General features: G+C 38.2%; 20 protein-coding genes and 2 pseudogenes. 17 read left to right on the top strand and 5 right to left on the bottom strand.

Annotation, left to right across the window (positions count from 1 at the left end):
• The coding region (locus GX497_05020; GenBank protein ID HHY72574.1) for an IS1380 family transposase at positions 1 to 143 on the bottom strand (143 nt) is incomplete at its 3' end.
• Between the two features lie 304 nt (positions 144 to 447).
• Here GX497_05020 and GX497_05015 point away from each other — a divergent pair.
• A complete protein-coding gene (locus GX497_05015) occupies positions 448 to 693 on the top strand; it encodes a hypothetical protein (GenBank protein HHY72573.1) in 246 nt (81 codons plus the stop codon).
• 85 nt (positions 694 to 778) lie between these two features.
• Here GX497_05015 and GX497_05010 read toward each other — a convergent pair whose 3' ends face one another.
• Positions 779 to 1,102 (bottom strand): hypothetical protein, encoded by a 324-nt coding sequence (locus tag GX497_05010; protein HHY72572.1) that lies wholly within the window; start codon positions 1,100 to 1,102, stop codon positions 779 to 781.
• Between the two features lie 499 nt (positions 1,103 to 1,601).
• On the opposite strand from GX497_05010, the gene GX497_05005 reads away from it, so the two are divergent.
• Positions 1,602 to 1,811: a hypothetical protein gene (locus tag GX497_05005; GenBank protein ID HHY72571.1), complete on the top strand. Its 210-nt coding sequence runs from the start codon at positions 1,602 to 1,604 to the stop codon at positions 1,809 to 1,811.
• Positions 1,812 to 2,205: 394 nt separating this feature from the next.
• Here the strand turns inward: GX497_05005 and GX497_05000 are convergent, their stop codons facing one another.
• Positions 2,206 to 2,580 carry an IS3 family transposase gene (locus GX497_05000; protein ID HHY72570.1) on the bottom strand — a complete coding sequence of 125 codons (375 nt, stop codon included), beginning with the start codon at positions 2,578 to 2,580 and terminating at the stop codon, positions 2,206 to 2,208.
• A 465-nt stretch (positions 2,581 to 3,045) separates the two neighbouring features.
• On the opposite strand from GX497_05000, the gene GX497_04995 reads away from it, so the two are divergent.
• The 5 genes and pseudogenes from GX497_04995 to GX497_04975 all read left to right on the top strand — a co-directional run bounded on the left by GX497_04995 (position 3,046) and on the right by GX497_04975 (position 7,208).
• Positions 3,046 to 3,549 (top strand): sigma-70 family RNA polymerase sigma factor, encoded by a 504-nt coding sequence (locus GX497_04995; protein HHY72569.1) that lies wholly within the window; start codon positions 3,046 to 3,048, stop codon positions 3,547 to 3,549.
• A gap of 1 nt (position 3,550) precedes the next feature.
• Positions 3,551 to 4,396 (top strand): DUF3298 and DUF4163 domain-containing protein, encoded by an 846-nt coding sequence (locus GX497_04990; protein HHY72568.1) that lies wholly within the window; start codon positions 3,551 to 3,553, stop codon positions 4,394 to 4,396.
• A gap of 551 nt (positions 4,397 to 4,947) precedes the next feature.
• A pseudogene (locus tag GX497_04985) lies at positions 4,948 to 6,506 on the top strand (acetyltransferase).
• 250 nt (positions 6,507 to 6,756) lie between these two features.
• Positions 6,757 to 6,942, top strand: a complete 186-nt coding sequence (locus GX497_04980; protein ID HHY72567.1) for a hypothetical protein — start codon at positions 6,757 to 6,759, stop codon at positions 6,940 to 6,942.
• A gap of 11 nt (positions 6,943 to 6,953) precedes the next feature.
• Positions 6,954 to 7,208, top strand: coding sequence for a spore coat protein (locus GX497_04975; protein ID HHY72566.1), 255 nt, complete (start codon positions 6,954 to 6,956; stop codon positions 7,206 to 7,208).
• Positions 7,209 to 7,275: 67 nt separating this feature from the next.
• On the opposite strand, the pseudogene GX497_04970 reads toward GX497_04975, so the two are convergent.
• Both GX497_04970 and tnpB read right to left on the bottom strand, forming a co-directional pair.
• A pseudogene (locus tag GX497_04970) lies at positions 7,276 to 7,512 on the bottom strand (nuclear transport factor 2 family protein).
• A gap of 43 nt (positions 7,513 to 7,555) precedes the next feature.
• A complete protein-coding gene (gene tnpB, locus GX497_04965; protein ID HHY72565.1) occupies positions 7,556 to 7,780 on the bottom strand; it encodes an IS66 family insertion sequence element accessory protein TnpB in 225 nt (74 codons plus the stop codon).
• Positions 7,781 to 8,228: 448 nt separating this feature from the next.
• Between tnpB and GX497_04960 the strand changes: the two genes are divergently transcribed.
• From GX497_04960 to GX497_04915, 10 genes are all read left to right on the top strand, one after another.
• Positions 8,229 to 9,986 carry a hypothetical protein gene (locus GX497_04960; protein ID HHY72564.1) on the top strand — a complete coding sequence of 586 codons (1,758 nt, stop codon included), beginning with the start codon at positions 8,229 to 8,231 and terminating at the stop codon, positions 9,984 to 9,986.
• A gap of 102 nt (positions 9,987 to 10,088) precedes the next feature.
• A complete protein-coding gene (locus tag GX497_04955; GenBank protein HHY72563.1) occupies positions 10,089 to 10,847 on the top strand; it encodes a sirohydrochlorin chelatase in 759 nt (252 codons plus the stop codon).
• The gene (cobA, locus tag GX497_04950; protein HHY72562.1) at positions 10,844 to 11,617 is read left to right on the top strand and encodes a uroporphyrinogen-III C-methyltransferase; all 774 of its coding nucleotides are present in this window, start codon (positions 10,844 to 10,846) and stop codon (positions 11,615 to 11,617) included. Before GX497_04955 ends, cobA begins: the two co-directional genes overlap by 4 nt.
• Before the next feature lie 102 nt (positions 11,618 to 11,719).
• Positions 11,720 to 12,880 carry a hypothetical protein gene (locus GX497_04945; protein ID HHY72561.1) on the top strand — a complete coding sequence of 387 codons (1,161 nt, stop codon included), beginning with the start codon at positions 11,720 to 11,722 and terminating at the stop codon, positions 12,878 to 12,880.
• Positions 12,877 to 14,106, top strand: a complete 1,230-nt coding sequence (locus tag GX497_04940) for a radical SAM protein (GenBank protein ID HHY72560.1) — start codon at positions 12,877 to 12,879, stop codon at positions 14,104 to 14,106. The genes GX497_04945 and GX497_04940 overlap by 4 nt, the downstream gene beginning before the upstream one ends.
• On the top strand, positions 14,103 to 14,396 hold the full coding sequence (locus tag GX497_04935) for an antibiotic biosynthesis monooxygenase (GenBank protein ID HHY72559.1): 294 nt from the start codon (positions 14,103 to 14,105) through the stop codon (positions 14,394 to 14,396). The genes GX497_04940 and GX497_04935 overlap by 4 nt, the downstream gene beginning before the upstream one ends.
• Positions 14,397 to 14,409: 13 nt before the next feature.
• A complete protein-coding gene (locus GX497_04930) occupies positions 14,410 to 15,480 on the top strand; it encodes an Lrp/AsnC family transcriptional regulator (GenBank protein ID HHY72558.1) in 1,071 nt (356 codons plus the stop codon).
• A 72-nt stretch (positions 15,481 to 15,552) separates the two neighbouring features.
• Positions 15,553 to 15,939 (top strand): pyridoxamine 5'-phosphate oxidase family protein, encoded by a 387-nt coding sequence (locus tag GX497_04925; protein HHY72557.1) that lies wholly within the window; start codon positions 15,553 to 15,555, stop codon positions 15,937 to 15,939.
• Positions 15,940 to 16,027: 88 nt separating this feature from the next.
• Complete coding sequence (tnpA, locus tag GX497_04920; GenBank protein HHY72556.1) at positions 16,028 to 16,426, top strand: IS200/IS605 family transposase; 399 nt, start codon at positions 16,028 to 16,030, stop codon at positions 16,424 to 16,426.
• A gap of 11 nt (positions 16,427 to 16,437) precedes the next feature.
• Positions 16,438 to 16,532 (top strand): helix-turn-helix domain-containing protein (locus GX497_04915; protein ID HHY72555.1); only part of this gene is annotated, 95 nt, incomplete at its 3' end.

Below are 16,532 nucleotides of genomic sequence, written 5' to 3'. Positions count from 1 at the left end.
TTTTCCAAAGTCTTTGAAAATCCAATTTTTTCATCAAACTCTCTGAAAAGAAGTTCACCCGTATCTGAGGAAAGAGAGCCTCCATCATTTGACAATTTAATTTTTCGATTGAAATCAAGCGTTTTTTTCGTTAAAGTAACCATATAAAGAATCCTTTCTATTAGGTTTTTGTGTGGTTACTTAAACTTTAACAGAAATGGATTCTTTTTTGCATTTATTTAGTGCAGGACTAAATAAACTAAACTACTTGGTAAATAGGCATTCAGTGGCTTGTCAATAAGTTTTTATGAATAATTCAGGATAAATTTAGAAATAAATGTTTTGTCAATTAGGTTTATTCGTTTAATTGGATAACGGAATATTAGTAGCAATTAGCCCAAAATCTATATGACTGGATATAAGCCTTTCGGCGACCAAGGCAATGTTAGTTTTAAAAAGGAATGGACGGTGGAATTTAATACGGATTTGGATAGCAATTTTAATGATTCCGATATTTATGTTGTAAATAAGTATGGTGAAATGGAATTTAATCACATTGAGCTAGTAACCAGCAGGATATTGAAGGTGAGTCCACCGCCAGGGGGATATGAAGCAGGGGAGACCTACTATTCAGTAGTTGAAAAAACAATACGTTCTTCAAAAGACAAAAATTTGAAAGAAGCGGTAACATTTAAGGTTACAATTTCCAAATAAAAATCGACAAGTGCCTGTGCACTTGTGAACCCAAAAAAAGCCCCATCAGCAGACTTAAGCCAATGGGGCAACGATTTTTTAATATTTATGCGTGATAGGATAAAACGATGTAATCCTTGTTTAAAGCCTCTTCATTCCGCTTTGCATTTTTCAATAAACCACATACAGGTAATTCGTAAGAATACGTTTCAACGGATTCGTTAATAATGCCTTTTGTTTTTAAAGTTTCAAATAATTGCTCCATAGCATCTTCAACTGAAATTTGGCTGTTTGAGTCTTTATCTAAAAATCCCTCGATACATACTTCTTCATAGTCATCGGAAATCTTTTCGGTTGATTCCAAAATCTCAATATTCATTAAGTTTTCTACTTCATTTTTATCCAATTTAATCATTGTAAAAATGTCCATTTTCTCATCTCCCAATAATTTCTTATGTCCTACTGCATTCATTCCAAATGATACCAATTTAGAATCCAAAAAGCAAGGGAAAATATATGAACATTCTGGGACAATAGTGTCAGGCTCCTCTGAGGGAACGTTTAAATCCAATGATACGCCATCCAAAAAGAAATAACTATTTTGGATAATACGTTTGTACTATGATAATATTTGAGGTGATTCCCATTGGACGATAAAATTGAAATTATCCTCTCAAAATCAGAAAACCTTGAAAAAGGGCAACAAGAAATGAAACAAGACTTAACGATTATTAAAGAATCCGTACAATGATTGTAACAAAATGAACCTGAAAATATAACAGCTGGATTAGATAGAATTGAAAAAAACTAGATACAAAATCAACAATCCAAGATGTAACATTTAAAGAAATTGCATTTAAAGTCGAAGAGACATTCAATCAAATCATTGGAATATATGCAAATTTCCTTTTCTTTTGGTCATTGCGGATTTGTTTTGTCTAATTAACTTTTTTAAGAAATATTTACATACAAAATATATGATTCATAATGTTTCCTTTCAAGTGATTGAAGAAGGTAGTAATGAATATTATTATTCAGCAGAAGTAACTCTTAAACTTTCAGTTATAAAAGAGTTAATGGAAGCAAAACAAGTACCTAATGAAATTGATTACACCGATATAAGTGATATACAGTTTTAATACCAGGTCAAAAGTAGTTGATAAGTTCATTTCCTTTTGACCTTCTTTGTGTTTTGAAAAGCAGGAGCAAAAGCAAAAGTTAAAAAATTGGATCTACCCCTTGTTCCTACAACCTTTGTTATCCTATTGCCTGTAATATGCGACTCAAAATCGTGTTTCCAAAAGGAGTGTTGGTTCGACCCTGACCACCGGTACTATATCGGTCGATTAAACCAAGAAAGTCAATGCTTTGTTACAATCAGAGTATTGGCTTTTTTTATGTTTTAGTAGAGTAAAGCGAGTTGCTAATCGTGTGGACAATTAATTCGATTATTAAATATGATACTATGTCAAGAAAATAGATACCGATTTTTCTACCGCGCTTTCGCTTGCTGGCCTTTATAAAAAAGTAAAATTAAGCTGCAGAATTTCCGTACATCCGTTCAAATTCGTTTGGTGTAAGGTAACCCAATGTTGAATGGATCCGCTTAGAATTGTAGAAGAACTCGATGTACTCAAAGAGCGATTTCTTCGCATCATCTCTCGTTTTATACTTCGTTTGATAAACGAGTTCGCGTTTAAGAATACCGTGAAAGGATTCGATACAAGCATTGTCGTAACAGTTTTCATTTCGGCTCATGCAGTCTCTCGTATTATACTTTTTTAATAGTTTCTGATACTCAGAGGAGGCATATTGAACACCACGGTCTGAGTGATGAATGACGCCTTTTCCCGGCTTTTGACGCTTGTAAGCCATCTTTAATGCAGAGATAACCAATTCCTTTGTCATTGTTTTGTACTCCGTCCATGGCCCAACCTACTATTTTACGAGAATACAAGTCCATTACACTTGCCAAATTCAACCAGCCTTCATGGGTCGGAATATGAGTGATCCCCGTTACCCAAAATTGGTTTGGTTTACTAGCTTTAAACTGTCGATTTAAGATGTTTTCACTCACTTGTCCAATCCGTTTGATCCCCAGTCGGAAGAAGGCTAGCTGTTTGAACAACTATTTGGTGATTTTGAATATTTATACCCCCTAACGATAGGGACATCGGGTTTTTAACATTCATATTTTTCATGCATAGAAAATTATCGTTCCATTGGAGGGATCCCCCTTTTTTACCTTTCGGGTGCTGTTAGTGGCGTTGGGTATTACCCCTAATCAAAAAACAAACTTTTTAGGAAGCTCACACGTCTTATTATGTATTAAGGCAAGGGAATGATACGCGCGTACCAAGGGAGGATTTTTAAATGAATCACAAGTTAGAAAAAAAACTAATTCGTTTTATTACAGAAAACAAGGAGAATGTGTATCGATTGGCTTTTAGTTATGTAAAGAATGCCGAAAATGCACTGGATATTGTTCAGGATTCTATCCATAAGGCTTTGTCATCATTAGCAACCTTAAAATCCGAAGAGGCGATGAAAAGCTGGTTTTATAGGATCGTGGTGAATACATCTCTCGATTTCCTGAGAAAACAAAAGAGGATTCAACTTGTCGATGATAAGACGTTGGAATTTTACAGTCCTACTAGTGAAGATGTCTACCCTGACGTTGATCTGGAGAAGGCTTTGGAGGAATTACCCTACGCCTTTCGGACTGTAGTTGTACTTAGATATTTTGAGGATTTAAAAATTGAAGAAATTGCGGAAGTGATGAATGAAAACATCAGTACCATAAAAACACGATTGTATCAAGCACTTCGCAAACTTCGAATTCAAATGAGCAATGATATTTTAGAGGAGGTCAAGTAAAATGAGTAAACAACTGGAACAATTGAAAAGAAAATATAAGGATATACCTATTCCCAATGAATTGGATTTCGTCGTGAAGAAAGCCCTCAAGCAAAAAAAGAAAAGACATGTGATCATGATGAAGCCTCTCGTTGGGGTCGGGGCAGCGGCTATTATATTGATAACAGGGGTTAATACTAGCCCCACCTTTGCAAATACCTTATCGGAAGTGCCATTGGTTGGTTCGATCGTCAAGGTGCTCACTTTTACAGAATTTAAAGTAGATGAGGAAACTGCCAAAGCCGATATAAAAATTCCTGCTATTACGAACATGGAAAATAAAACGTTAGAAGCCACCTTGAACAACAAATACCTGGAAGAAAGTAAAAAACTGTACAACGATTTCACGGCGGACATGGAGGAGTTAAAGAAAAATGGCGGGGGTCATTTAGGTGTAAAAAGCGGTTATGATGTCAAAACCGACAATGATCAGATTCTTGCCATTGGAAGATATGTCGTAAGCACGGTTAATGGTTTCTCAAAATATACTTATGACACGATAGACAAGAAAAATCAGCTTTTAATTACCTTGCCGAGCTTATTTAAAGATGATAGCTATATCAGCTTAATCAGTGAAAATATTAAGGAACAGATGAAACAACAGATGAAGACAGATCCAGATAAGGTTTATTGGGAAGAAATCGACAATATTGATAAAAATCAATCCTTCTATATTAATAATGATGGCAAACTTGTCATCTGCTTTGATAAATACGAGGTCGCACCAGGGTTTATGGGCGTGCGTGAGTTTGTCATACCAACCAATGTGATTGCCGATGCATTAGTAAGCAAAGAATATATAAAATAAAAATCGAAATCGAGTCACAGGTGTCTGTCAAACTTAGTGTGTAACTTTTGAAAACGAATCTAGTAACTTTCCGCATAAAACCGCTTTACCGAAAGTAGACGCGATCGGAAACATACACGTGCAACAATATTTGACCCCGATTCTGGTGCCAAGTGTAAACTCTATCATCGTATCTAAAGTAGTCAGGACGTTTCATTAATTCGGATTTCAAAAACATCCAAAGCAAAGGAAGTAGCGAAAGGGGTGTCTCGTCATAACATTCACTACCGGCATTACGTATGAAGATCGAGCCAACGGCACCGAATGAAGTCTTGTGTACATCATCTGTCCGATGCACAAGTATTGGATTTGTTGTACATGTATTCTATTGGTCACTTGTCAGCTTAGTTAAAACTTATCATTATTGTGATTGAAAGGGTAGAATACAGATGCATAGCATGAAAGGAACGAAGCAGTACAGCAGTATACGGATTGCAGCGCCGAACCGCATGACAAACAAACGATTCCCACCATTCGCAACAAATGCTGCTATAGATAGGCAGGCGGACGGTATTCCTAAGCCTTTGAAGGGGAAAAGCCGCTATATGCCTGGACTAGATGGACTGAGGGCGCTCGCTGTCTTTGCCGTCATCTTCTATCACCTCGATGTTGGCTGGGCACCAGGGGGGTTTTTGGGTGTCGGCGTGTTTTTCGTATTGTCCGGATACCTTATCACGGACATCCTGCTTGCTCAATGGAAAAGAAACGGGCAGATTGATTGGAAAGACTTCTGGTTAAGACGGGTACGGCGGCTGATGCCCGCGCTGCTCATCGTGATTGCAGCCGTCATGACATGGATCACACTATTCGATTGTTCCCAACTGGCTTCGCTGCGTGGGGATTCGCCTTGCTCATCGGCGCAGCCCTTGCCATGATTTGGCCGAGTAGTAAGCTCTCCGAAAAGGCTGCCCCACAAGCGCGCCTGATCCTTGATTGCATTGGGGGAGCCGGTCTGGCGACGATTGTGGTCATGATCTGGCTAATGGATCAATACGACAGCTTTCTTTACCTAGGTGGATTTGTGCTTTTGTCCGTCGCCACGGCCGTGACGGTGGCGGTACTTGCTCATCCAGTAAGCCAACTGGGTCAAGCATTGGGCTGGAAACCGCTGCGTTGGCTTGGCGTTCGTTCTTACGGTATTTATCTTTGGCATTATCCGGTGATTATCCTGACATCTCCCGCCATTTCGTACGAGCATCCGAGTCTTGCTCTTCAATTTTTCCAACTGGCGGCAAGTATCATACTGGCAGCGTTGTCCTATAGATTCGTGGAAGAGCCTATTCGAAGTGGAAGGTGGAAACCTCGGAAGAGACAGTTTCGGCACAGTATGAAATCTCAATCGTTCATCTTTTACAAAAGAGTTTCTATATTACTCACGGTCGGTTTGATTATCTTTATTTGTATGTCATGTACACAAGAAGCTAACGATAATCTAGAGGTTGATTACGAAACGAAAGAAGAAGCAAAAAAACTAAATGAGACCATCGTCAAGCAACAAAAAGAGATCGAAGTGAATGCCTCGATAAATCTGGAAGCATCAGACAAAATGACGGAGCCTGTCTCGGAATCATCGTCTGTCGATAAAGAATTAGCAGTTGATTCATACGAAGGGATTACGGCTATAGGCGACTCGGTTTTACTCGATGTGTCGCCCAAACTGAAAGAGTTTCTGCCCGGCATCGTTATTGACGGTAAAGTGGGTCGGCAAATGTCCGAGGCGCTTGAAGATACAAAACAACTTGAATCAGATCGGAAACTGGGAAAGGTGGTTATCATTGAACTTGGAACAAATGGACTGTTCTCGTCCAAAACATTGAACAGTCTGCTGGATAGCTTAGGGGAGGAACGACAAATCGTGTTAGCCAACACTCGCGTGCCGCGAAGATGGCAAGATACTGTGAACGAAATGCTGGCACAAGCTGCCGAAGAGCGTGCCAACGTCACGTTGGTTGACTGGTTTTCCTTTAGTGCGAATAAAGGAGATTGGTTTACCAAGGACGGTGTCCATCTGAAACCAGAGGGAGCCGCGGCCTACGCTTCGCTACTTGCTGATACGGTTAAAGTCAAATGACAAAAGTTAAAATGCTTATAAATGCTGATATATCAACATTTATAAGCATTTTTTTATTGGAGAAAAAACAAGGTAAGATTAAATTAGCTTACTTCGGACTGAATCAGCGAAAACAATAGAAATCGAGTCCGAACCTAAATAGGAACTGGAAATTTTACGGTAACTTATGATTTTTTACTTGCAATGAAAACATTAAATATTTTTTTAAAAATGGGGCAAAATAAAATCGAATTTTTTAAGGAGGTGTGCTATGAACAATTTAACAGAACTAGAAGTAGAGCATTTGCGTCATCTTATTGGTGGCCATGGTTTGGTTGCGAAAAAATTAGAAACGTATGCGCAAAATTGTGCGGAGCCCGAATTAAAAGCAATTTTTCAAAGGGACGCCCAAGCAGCAAAACAATCACAACAACAATTAATGACATTTTTAGGATAGGAGGGCTCAAAATGTTTCAGGATAAGGAAATGGTGAGCGATTATTTAGCAGGTCTAAATGCGAGCTTAACAGGATATGCCCATATGATTAGTGAAGCCAATAATTCCGAATTACGACAAACATTAATCCAAATGAGAAATCAGGATGAATCTCGTCAAAGAACTCTATATAGTTATGCACTGCAAAAGGGCTATTATCAGCCAGCTGCGCCTGCTTCAGATCAAGTGATTCAACAGCTTAAATCACAATTAATGCAAGGGCAGTAACTTACATATAAAGCCGACCTCCAATAGAGAGATCGGCTTTAATGTTGTTAAAGGTCTTTTACCCTCCCTCTTGAATAGCTCGTGTAACATCAAGTATCTTATCAGGGGTTTTAGCTGCATTTTCTTCCATTGCAAGCATTAGGGATTCCGCATCACCACGGAAATACGGGTTATGGTGGCGAAAGTTAGGACTTATATAACGCTTGTATGCTTTACGAACTTTCCCAGATGATGCGAGTTGTAGAAAAGACACAGCATTCTCTTTAATGGAGAGGTTTGATGTTAGCTGCTGTTCTGTATTCATTAAAATCATCCTTTCTAATCAAGAATTAATTTGGATAGGCTTGCTATTGTTCGAGTGATAGCCCATCAAGTAACCAGTTGAATTGGTGGGGACTGATGCATTGAGGATTGGATGTTTGTTCATCAGGCCACTGAAAAACTCCTTTTTCAAGTCTCCGATAGTACAACCAAAAGCCATTATGGTCCCAATGAAGAATTTTCAACTTATCTCGCTTGCGATTACAAAACACAAATAGATTGGAAGAGAAGGAATCTAATTGAAAACTCATTTGAACAATCGCTACTAATCAATCAATCGACTTCCGTAGGTCCGTGGAACCCGAAGCTAAATAGACTCGTTCAACAGGTGTCTTACTTAACATGAGTTTGAAAAATCTGAAGCACTTCATTGAAAAGTGATTGATTGAATCCTTCTTTAATTCTTAAAGCCGATTACTCTTAATTTATCAAATGCACTGTATTTAACGTAATTATTATTGTAAGTATGGAATTGACAACTTTTTGAATATTGAAATATTGTGATGCTTTTCACGATTATTATCAGACTTATCTGGTAAATTGGATTTTAAGGTAAAGGTTTTTACAACATTTACCGTGGATATAGTTTTTTTTCTGATTTTGAAAGGAGGTATAAGGGGTACGTAAGCAATATATTGCATATCTATCATCTTTGATTCGGCGCCTAAGAAGAACACTAAAATTGAGGGGGAAAATTTTGTGTTTAAGTCGGCTAAATGGATTTTAATGATTTTAATTGGTTCAGTATTTTTAATTTTAGGTGCATGTTCGCAACAATCTGCAACTCAAAAAAGTGATACACCTGATCCACCAGTACCTACTGCAGAAACTAAAGGGGCAACAGTAGCATCGACTTCAGCAATAGAAAAGCTGTATGTTGATAGCTGCGGTGGCTGTCACGGGCAAACACGTTTAGGCGCACTTGGTCCAAACCTTTTACCTGAACGTTTATTTGAAGGAATGAGTGATGAGCAAGTATTTGATGTTGTTAAGAATGGTCGCGCTGGTACTCCTATGCCTGCCTTTGATACAGTATCAAAGGACAAATCAGATGATGCTACAATTCAAGAATTAATTGCTTACTTAAAGACTCCAGTTGCTCTTGAAGCACAAACTTGGGATCTAGAAGACGCAAAAGCAACTTTAGAAGTTATTAATGATGAAAGTACATTACCTGACAAACCAACTGCTTGGGATCCAAGCAAAATTGAAATCGGTGACCTAATGGTTGCGATGGAACGTGAAACTCGTAAGTATGCCGTAATGGATGGCAAAAACCATGAATTATTAGGACATATTGATGGATCATACCGTACACATACGATTCAGTTTGGTGCTGGTGAAACTCCAGAAGGTCGCTACATGTACGGAATTGGCCGTGATGGCTGGTTATTTAAAGTTGATATGTATTCATTCAAAACAGTTCGTAAAGTACGTCTAGGTCTTGATTCTCGCGGTATTGCGGTAACTCGTGATGGTGAGTATATTGCAGTAACTAACTATCTACCAGGTACAGTTGCAATCGTTAACAAAAACTTAGAACCATTAAAGATTATTCCAACATATGCTATTAACCCAGATGGGATAATGGTTGGTGTTGACGGAAGCCAAAGCCGTGCAGCAGCTATTCTTGACACTGTAATCGATGGCAAAGATATGTTCGTAGTAGCACTTAAAGAAGGTGGACATGTATGGGTTCTAGATATGTCTCCAGAAGGTGCTAAAAACGGTTTCCCTATCGTTCATGATGTTGGTAATGTTGGGCGTATTCTGCATGATGCTTTCTTCGATGATGAAGGTCGTTACTTCATGATCGCATCTCAAGGTGACAATACGAAGCCAAGCTTACTAGATCCTTCTAAGCCAGACGATGGTTTAATGGCAGTTGTTGACGTTAAGGAAGGAAAATTAATATCACAAATGCCTGCTGGAGTTAAGCCGCATCCAGGTCCAGGTGCAGTAGTTCATACGAAGACACATGGTATTTTATATTCTACACCAGCAATCGGTGAGAACTTAGTAACATTCTGGAAGCAAACGGCTAAAGGTTTCGAAGTCGTTAAGCAAGTTCCATTAGGTGCTAAAGGCGAAAATGGTGGTTCATTATTCATCCGTGCATATAACGGTGTACCTGGAAAAGGTGAAGCACAACCATATGTATGGGTAGACATCGCTTTCGAACCAAATTGGCATAAGACGTATATTATCGACAAAGAAACTCTAGAAGTTGTAAAAGAACTCGACAACGCTAAAGACGCAGGACTCGATCCGAAAATCACTCGTTCTGTACACCCAGAGTATACTCAAGACGGTAAATTCGTTTACGTATCACTTTGGGAAGGTAATGCTGTACTGGTTTATACACCTGATGGAACATTAGTGAAGAAAATTGAAGGCACTGTTACACCAACTGGTATTTATAGCTACGGTTTACGTGACCACGAGCCAGGAATTTAAGAAAGTGCTTTAAATAATTCACTATAATTTTGTAAAGTTGTTTTTGTAGGGAAGGGGCGAATCGAACTCGCTCCTTTCGAATAAAAAATGAGGGCAATTGTAATGGAAGCGATCTTGTTCATTGCACATGGAAGTAAAAAAGCTGCATGTAATAATGAAATCAAATATTTTATAGCTGCATTAAAGAGTAAATTAAACTCAAAAAATATTGAGCTGTGCTATATAGAGTTTGCACAGCCATTGATACAAGAAGGCATTGATAATTGTGCCCAAAAGGGTTGTACTAAAATTATTGCAATGCCACTATTACTATCAGATGCAGGACATGCAAAGGAAGATATTCCAAAAGAAATAGAAACAGCTAAAATCAAGTTTCCGCAAATTGAATTCTGTTATGGCAAACCTATTGGACTCCATGATAAGATGCACGAAATATTGTTAACTAGATTACAAGAAACAAAATGTATAATTGATCAAAATACAGCCGTTATTCTTGTGGCCAAAGGTTCAAGGTTTGAATCGGCAAATAACGATCTTCGCATTATTTCAAAACAGTTTAGAAGTTATTGTGAGGCGGGGATTGTAAAAGCCTCATTTTTGAGTATGACTTTTCCGAAATTGCAAGATGTTATTGACGAGTGCATTGCTGAGGGAGCAACAAAATTTGTTATCCTTCCGTATATATTGTTTCAAGGTTTATTAATAAGAAAAATTGCAGAATACATTAATGAATTAACGATGAAGTATCCAAGCCATACTTTTTTAACTGCTAATCATATAGGTTCCCATTCATTATTGTATGAAATCATCAAAGAACGCATTGAAGAAGTTCAATTAGAACGTAGGGGGCTGCAATTATGAACAAAGGTAAAGTTTATCTTGTTGGTGCTGGACCTGGAGACCCAAAGCTAATTACAGTTCGCGGCTTAGAGTGTATTCAACAAGCAGATGTGATTATTTATGATCGACTAGTCAATTCAACACTATTAGATAATGCACCGAAAACGACTGAATTTATTTTTTGTGGCAAGTTTCCACATCATCATGTCATTCGCCAAGAAGCTATTAACGAACTTTTAGTTGAGAAAGCATTAGAGGGAAAGAATGTTACGCGTTTAAAGGGAGGAGACCCTTGTGTATTTGGACGTGCTGGGGAAGAAGCGGAAGCATTGGTATTACGAAATATCCCATTTGAAATCGTTCCAGGCATTACAGCTGGTATTGCTGCTTCAGCCTATGCTGGTATACCAGTTACACATAGAGACTTCTGTACGTCCTTTGCTATGGTTACAGGACACTTAAGTGATGAAAAACTAGAAGACGCAAAAAAATGGAAGGCACTTGCAACTGGTATTGATACGATTGCCTTTTATATGGGAATGAGCAATATTTCACTAATAACGAACAACTTAATAAAGTACGGGAAGGATCCTAAAACACCTGTAGCAATTATCCGCTGGGGTACGACCGAACACCAAGAAACATATATTGGAACACTCGAAAATATAGCAACAAAGGTCAATCAATATGGCATCAAAAATCCAGCCATTGTGTTGGTAGGCGAGGTTGTCAACCTCAGAAATAAAATCCAGTGGTTTGAAGAAGTGGTAATATCCGTGAAAGCACAATAATCGTCTTAGGCTATTCTGCCTTAATGAAAGATAAGAATAAACAGATTCATAGAATTGCATACAGTACTAGCATTTGCTAGTAAAGTTATTGGAGGGAAATAGATGGAAGCTGAGGTATTATCAAAACAAAAATTTGAAAATCCGCTAATGTTTGTAAAATGTGCCGGTGATATAGGTTTTGCGGTTGTTGACGTTGAAACAGAGCAACTCGTAAAACATATAGGACACGGTGAATATCCTCATAAAGCAACATTTCATCCCAATGGAAAATGGGCGTATTTATCCTTCATTGTTCATTCAACAATTGAAGTGATTGATACGAAAACCCTTGAAACCGTTTACGTTGAAAAAAATATGCCAAAAGGAAGTGTAGGTGTGAATTTGAGTCGTGACGGCCGTTATTTATTTGTCGGTAGCTACGGTCAAATTCCGGGTGAAGGCTTTCCAGGTATTTCAATATTCGATACAAACTTTGGAGAAACGCCAGAGTTAAAATTAATTAAAACAATTCCAATTGGTCGTTGTGGCGGCGTTGTTGTTGATTCAAAAAATGATTTATGGGTAGCCCTAACAGATGCAAACAAAGTAATCCGAATTAATGGACAACCACCATTTAATGTTAAACAAGAAATACAAGTTGGAGCCCATCCACATGATTTAGTTTTTTGTAAAGAGCTACAAATTCTTCAAGTAAACCATGCTGATGAAAAATATGTAACGTTCTTAGATACATTAAACAATGAAGTAATTGGTCATGTACCAACTGGCGATAATCCTCATGGTGGGAAATTCGTTATTTCTGATGAGGCAATTGTATGTGTTGTTCCTTCTCGCAAAGAAAATGTCGTTTCTTTTATTGATATAAAGAAGGTTTTGGCGAACCGTACTTCAACAGGACTAATGGAGGATGCTTTAATTGCCCAAGTTGATATCGGCACCCCGCAAGGATTTGTTGATGCTACAAAAGATAATCGCTATGCAATTCTTGATGCTTATAAAGCAACACATGTTACAATCATTGATTTACAAACCTACAAAATAGTCAAACGAGTTGAAGTAGGGGACAAACCGATGCATCCGCAAATCACACATGATGGGATGAAATGTTTTGTTGACAGTATGGAAGAAGGGACGATTTCTGTACTAGATATAAAACCTTTATATGAAGGTAATCCAGATGGTGTGTATGTACGAACTAAACTAGAGGATGTTGGCATCCAACCGTCTGGAAATTTCTTTAGCTATAGGATGTATTTATTATGATTGATGTTACGAAATTAGTCTCAGGAATCGATAATCGTCCCAGAAAGCTTCGTTATGAATCTGATGAAAATAAACGAGCACGCAAGCCACATCCAGATGGAAAGCCGGATTTAATTCCTTTAGTTGAATGGAATACGACTGCATACTGTAATTTAGCATGTAAACATTGCTATTACGGAGCGGTTAAAGAGCCGCTTCCAGGTGAGCTGACACATGAACAAGGAAAAGCATTAATTGACCATTTGGCTGAAATGGGAGTTCCTGTCTTAGTTTTTTCAGGTGGGGAGCCGCTTTTACGTGGCGACAATATTGAACTAGGGAAATATGCGCTTTCAAAAGGCATTCGGCCTGTCATGAGTTCAAATGGTACGCTATTCACGAAGGAAAAGGCAAAACAGGTTGTTGAAGCAGGGTTTAAGTATATTGGTATCAGCCTAGATGGTATTGGCGAGACAAACAACTTTTTTCGGGGTGGTTCAAACGCCTATGAAACTGCATTAAACGGTGTCCGAAATTTAAAAGCGGAAGGTATGTCAGTTGGATTAAGATATGCGATGACAAAGCATACAATTAAAGATTTACCTGCAATCATCGATTTGGCAATAGAAGAAGATGTCGACCGCCTTAATATATTCCATTTAATTTATTCCGGTAGAGGGAAAAATTTAACAGATGACGACATTAGCCTTGAAGAAACTCGAAAAGCAGTTGACCATATTTACGAAAAAGCAAAAGAAATAGCGGTCACACATCCTGCTTTCCAAATTTTAACAGCTGGCAATTATTGTGATGCTCCATATATGTACATGAAATTGGAAAAAGATAGTCCGGAATGGGCTAAAGAAGCATATAAGCTTTTATTTGCAAAAGATGCTGGGCGCATTGTCAAACAAGGTGATGGCGGACCGAAACTTGTTAGTATTGACCATAAGGGAAATGTTCATCCGAGCATGTTTTTAGCAACATATACATTTGGTAATGTAAAAGAACAAAAATTAGCGGATATCCTTAAAAACTCGAAGCTATTTGAGGATTTAAGTTATCCTGAAGAAAATATCATGGGCCGTTGCAGCAAGTGTAAGTGGCTCTCGGTTTGTGGAGGGAACTCTAGGGCAAGGGCAGATGCTGTATATGAGGATTTATGGGCATCAGATCCACGCTGTTATTTAACAGATGAAGAAATTGGCTTAAATAATCTTTTCGAAAATGCAGGGAGTCTTTCATGATTATTACAACATTTCGGATAGCAGTGCCTGAGGAAAATGCGGTAGGGTTTGAACAAAAATTTAGCAATCGTTCTAAATTAGTTGACCAAGCCCCAGGTTTTATTTCTTTTAAATTATTAAAAACAAAAACAACCGCAGGGCTAGAATATATTCTTTTAACAGAATGGGAAAGTCGAGAAGATCATGAGAATTGGGTGAGAAGCCGAGCGCACTCCAAAATTCACGAGGCTAAAACCCATAACCCGTTGCCAGGGGGCATAACTGAGGTATTCGAAATAATTTGTAACTAAGGGAGGTCCACTAGTGGATATTGAAACTTTAGATAGTCTAGATAAGCAAATATTGAATAAGCTTCAAAAGGAATTTCCGCTTGTAGCGCAACCTTTTAAAGTGATTGCCAAAGAGTTAAATACGAATGAAGAAAATGTATTAACGCGGATCCAAAACATGAAAGGATCATTAATCCGACAAATCTCCGCTATTTTTGATACAAAATCGTTAGGCTATGAATCCAGTCTTGTTGCTGCAAAAATCAAGCCGGGATTTATTGATGAAGCTGCGGCAGTCATCAATGAGCATCCATGTGTGTCTCATAATTATGCTCGCAACCATGAGTTTAATTTATGGTTTACGATTGCAGTTCCACCACATAGTAAACTAGGGCTGAAGGAAACTGTGCAAATACTTGGTGAGCTTGCACCTGGAGTAGAATCAATTCGCCTATTACCGACACTAAAGCTGTTCAAAATCGGTGTTTATTTTGATATGGAAAAGGCAGTTTCAAAGGATAAGGAAAAGCCTGTTTACAATGAGGATAGTATGAAAGCTGTAAACCAGGAGATTTCAGAGAAAGAAAGATTGATGATTCGTGAGCTTCAAAAGGATCTACCAATCATCGCAAATCCTTTTGAAGAATGGGCACAAAATGCTAGTGTATCTGTTGAACAATTATTAAAAACAGCAGAGAAATTTATTGAATTAGGCCAGATGAGAAGATTTGCTGCCTTGCTACATCACCGCAAAGCTGGATTCAAGGCAAATGGGATGGGCATTTGGGCTGTTCCAAATGATATGGTTGAGGAAATTGGAGCCAAGATGGCATCCTTTAAAGCGGTTAGTCATTGCTATAAACGCCCAACATATCCTGATTGGCCCTATAATATTTTCACAATGGTCCATGGGAAGGATAGAGAAGAATGTGAAACTGTCCTCCAGGCCATTGAAGATGAAGTTGGCATCAAAGACCGTGATGTCCTCTATTCTTCAAAGCAATACCGAAAAATTCGCCTTCCCTACTTTACTCCTGAAGTTGATGAATGGGAACAAAGGGTTATCGAACGAGGAAAGCACTTTAGGTGTGATAAAGTACATTGACTATAAAAAAACCTTCTGTATAAACTGGTAGTGTTATCACGTTAATAGAATAATAGAAAAGGGGTTGTAAAAATGGCAGTTCTTACTACTGAGATGAAAGAAATGGTTAGCAATTACCAATGCTTCATTGGTACTGTAAGTAAAGATGGTTACCAAAACATCGGTCCAAAAATGTCAACAAGGATTTTTGACGATGAAACATTAATTTTTAACGAAGGAACTGGCGGGGCTACATACCAAAATATTTTAGATGGTTCTAATGTTGTTGTTGCTGTTGTTAACAGGGAGCTTCCTGATGGCTATCGTTTTATTGGTAAACCGGAAGTTCAATCTAGCGGTGAAATTTATGAAAAAGCAGCTGCATTTTCAGAACAAATGGGTAAACCACGTCCAAAAGCAGTTATTTTAACGGATTTTCGAAAGAAGTCTCCCATCCTCAAGGAATATGGGGGGCGATAGCCCAATGAGTGGGAGATGAATTTCGGTTGGCTTTAGCCAAAGGTCTTTGTATAATCAGTCTTAGATGAAGAAGAGGGCTGATATATCAATGAAATTAGATAGCAATAATCACTCAGTGTTTTTGATGCACTATCATCTTGTACTGGTTGTGAAATATCGCAGACAGGTGTTTGACAGCGAGGTATCTGATTTTGCAAAAGAAATGTTCGCTGAGATTGGAAACAAATACAATATTTCTTTAGTGGAATGGAATCACGATAAAGACCATATCCACATCCTATTCAAAGCACATCCCAACTCTGAATTATCAAAGTTCATCAATGCTTATAAGAGTGCTAGTTCTCGATTGATAAAGAGAGACTTTCCGCATATCAGAAAAAAACTTTGGAAAGAGATGTTCTGGTCAAGGAGTTTTTGCTTACTTACAACAGGCGGTGCTCCAATAGATACCATCAAAAAATATATTGAAAATCAAGGTCAAAAGTGAGGTGAGTTGATATGACCAAGCAAAATAAAGCTTTTAAATTTCGTTTGTTGCCAAACAAGGAACAGGCAGTCCTATTAGCCAAAACATTTGGCTGTGTTCGTTTTGT

The sequence above is a fragment of the Bacillus sp. (in: firmicutes) genome (assembly GCA_012842745.1).
Classification (GTDB): Bacteria; Bacillota; Bacilli; order Bacillales; family Bacillaceae_J; genus Schinkia.
The sequence above is the reverse complement of the archived record's forward strand: the minus strand, read 5'-3'. Positions and strand labels throughout refer to the sequence as shown.

What these genes read in the sequence shown, in the direction of transcription:
- cobA (HHY72562.1), top strand. Translation starts at nt 10,844, where the DNA reads ATGAACAAAGGTAAAGTTTATCTTGTTGGTGCTGGACCTGGAGACCCA.
- tnpB (HHY72565.1), bottom strand. Translation starts at nt 7,780, where the DNA reads ATGAGTTTTCAATTAGATTCCTTCTCTTCCAATCTATTTGTGTTTTGT.
- GX497_04975 (HHY72566.1), top strand. Translation starts at nt 6,954, where the DNA reads ATGTTTCAGGATAAGGAAATGGTGAGCGATTATTTAGCAGGTCTAAAT.
- GX497_05010 (HHY72572.1), bottom strand. Translation starts at nt 1,102, where the DNA reads ATGGACATTTTTACAATGATTAAATTGGATAAAAATGAAGTAGAAAAC.
- GX497_04945 (HHY72561.1), top strand. Translation starts at nt 11,720, where the DNA reads ATGGAAGCTGAGGTATTATCAAAACAAAAATTTGAAAATCCGCTAATG.
- GX497_04940 (HHY72560.1), top strand. Translation starts at nt 12,877, where the DNA reads ATGATTGATGTTACGAAATTAGTCTCAGGAATCGATAATCGTCCCAGA.
- GX497_04925 (HHY72557.1), top strand. Translation starts at nt 15,553, where the DNA reads ATGGCAGTTCTTACTACTGAGATGAAAGAAATGGTTAGCAATTACCAA.
- GX497_04935 (HHY72559.1), top strand. Translation starts at nt 14,103, where the DNA reads ATGATTATTACAACATTTCGGATAGCAGTGCCTGAGGAAAATGCGGTA.
- GX497_04955 (HHY72563.1), top strand. Translation starts at nt 10,089, where the DNA reads ATGGAAGCGATCTTGTTCATTGCACATGGAAGTAAAAAAGCTGCATGT.
- GX497_04995 (HHY72569.1), top strand. Translation starts at nt 3,046, where the DNA reads ATGAATCACAAGTTAGAAAAAAAACTAATTCGTTTTATTACAGAAAAC.
- GX497_04990 (HHY72568.1), top strand. Translation starts at nt 3,551, where the DNA reads ATGAGTAAACAACTGGAACAATTGAAAAGAAAATATAAGGATATACCT.
- GX497_05000 (HHY72570.1), bottom strand. Translation starts at nt 2,580, where the DNA reads ATGACAAAGGAATTGGTTATCTCTGCATTAAAGATGGCTTACAAGCGT.
- GX497_04980 (HHY72567.1), top strand. Translation starts at nt 6,757, where the DNA reads ATGAACAATTTAACAGAACTAGAAGTAGAGCATTTGCGTCATCTTATT.
- tnpA (HHY72556.1), top strand. Translation starts at nt 16,028, where the DNA reads ATGAAATTAGATAGCAATAATCACTCAGTGTTTTTGATGCACTATCAT.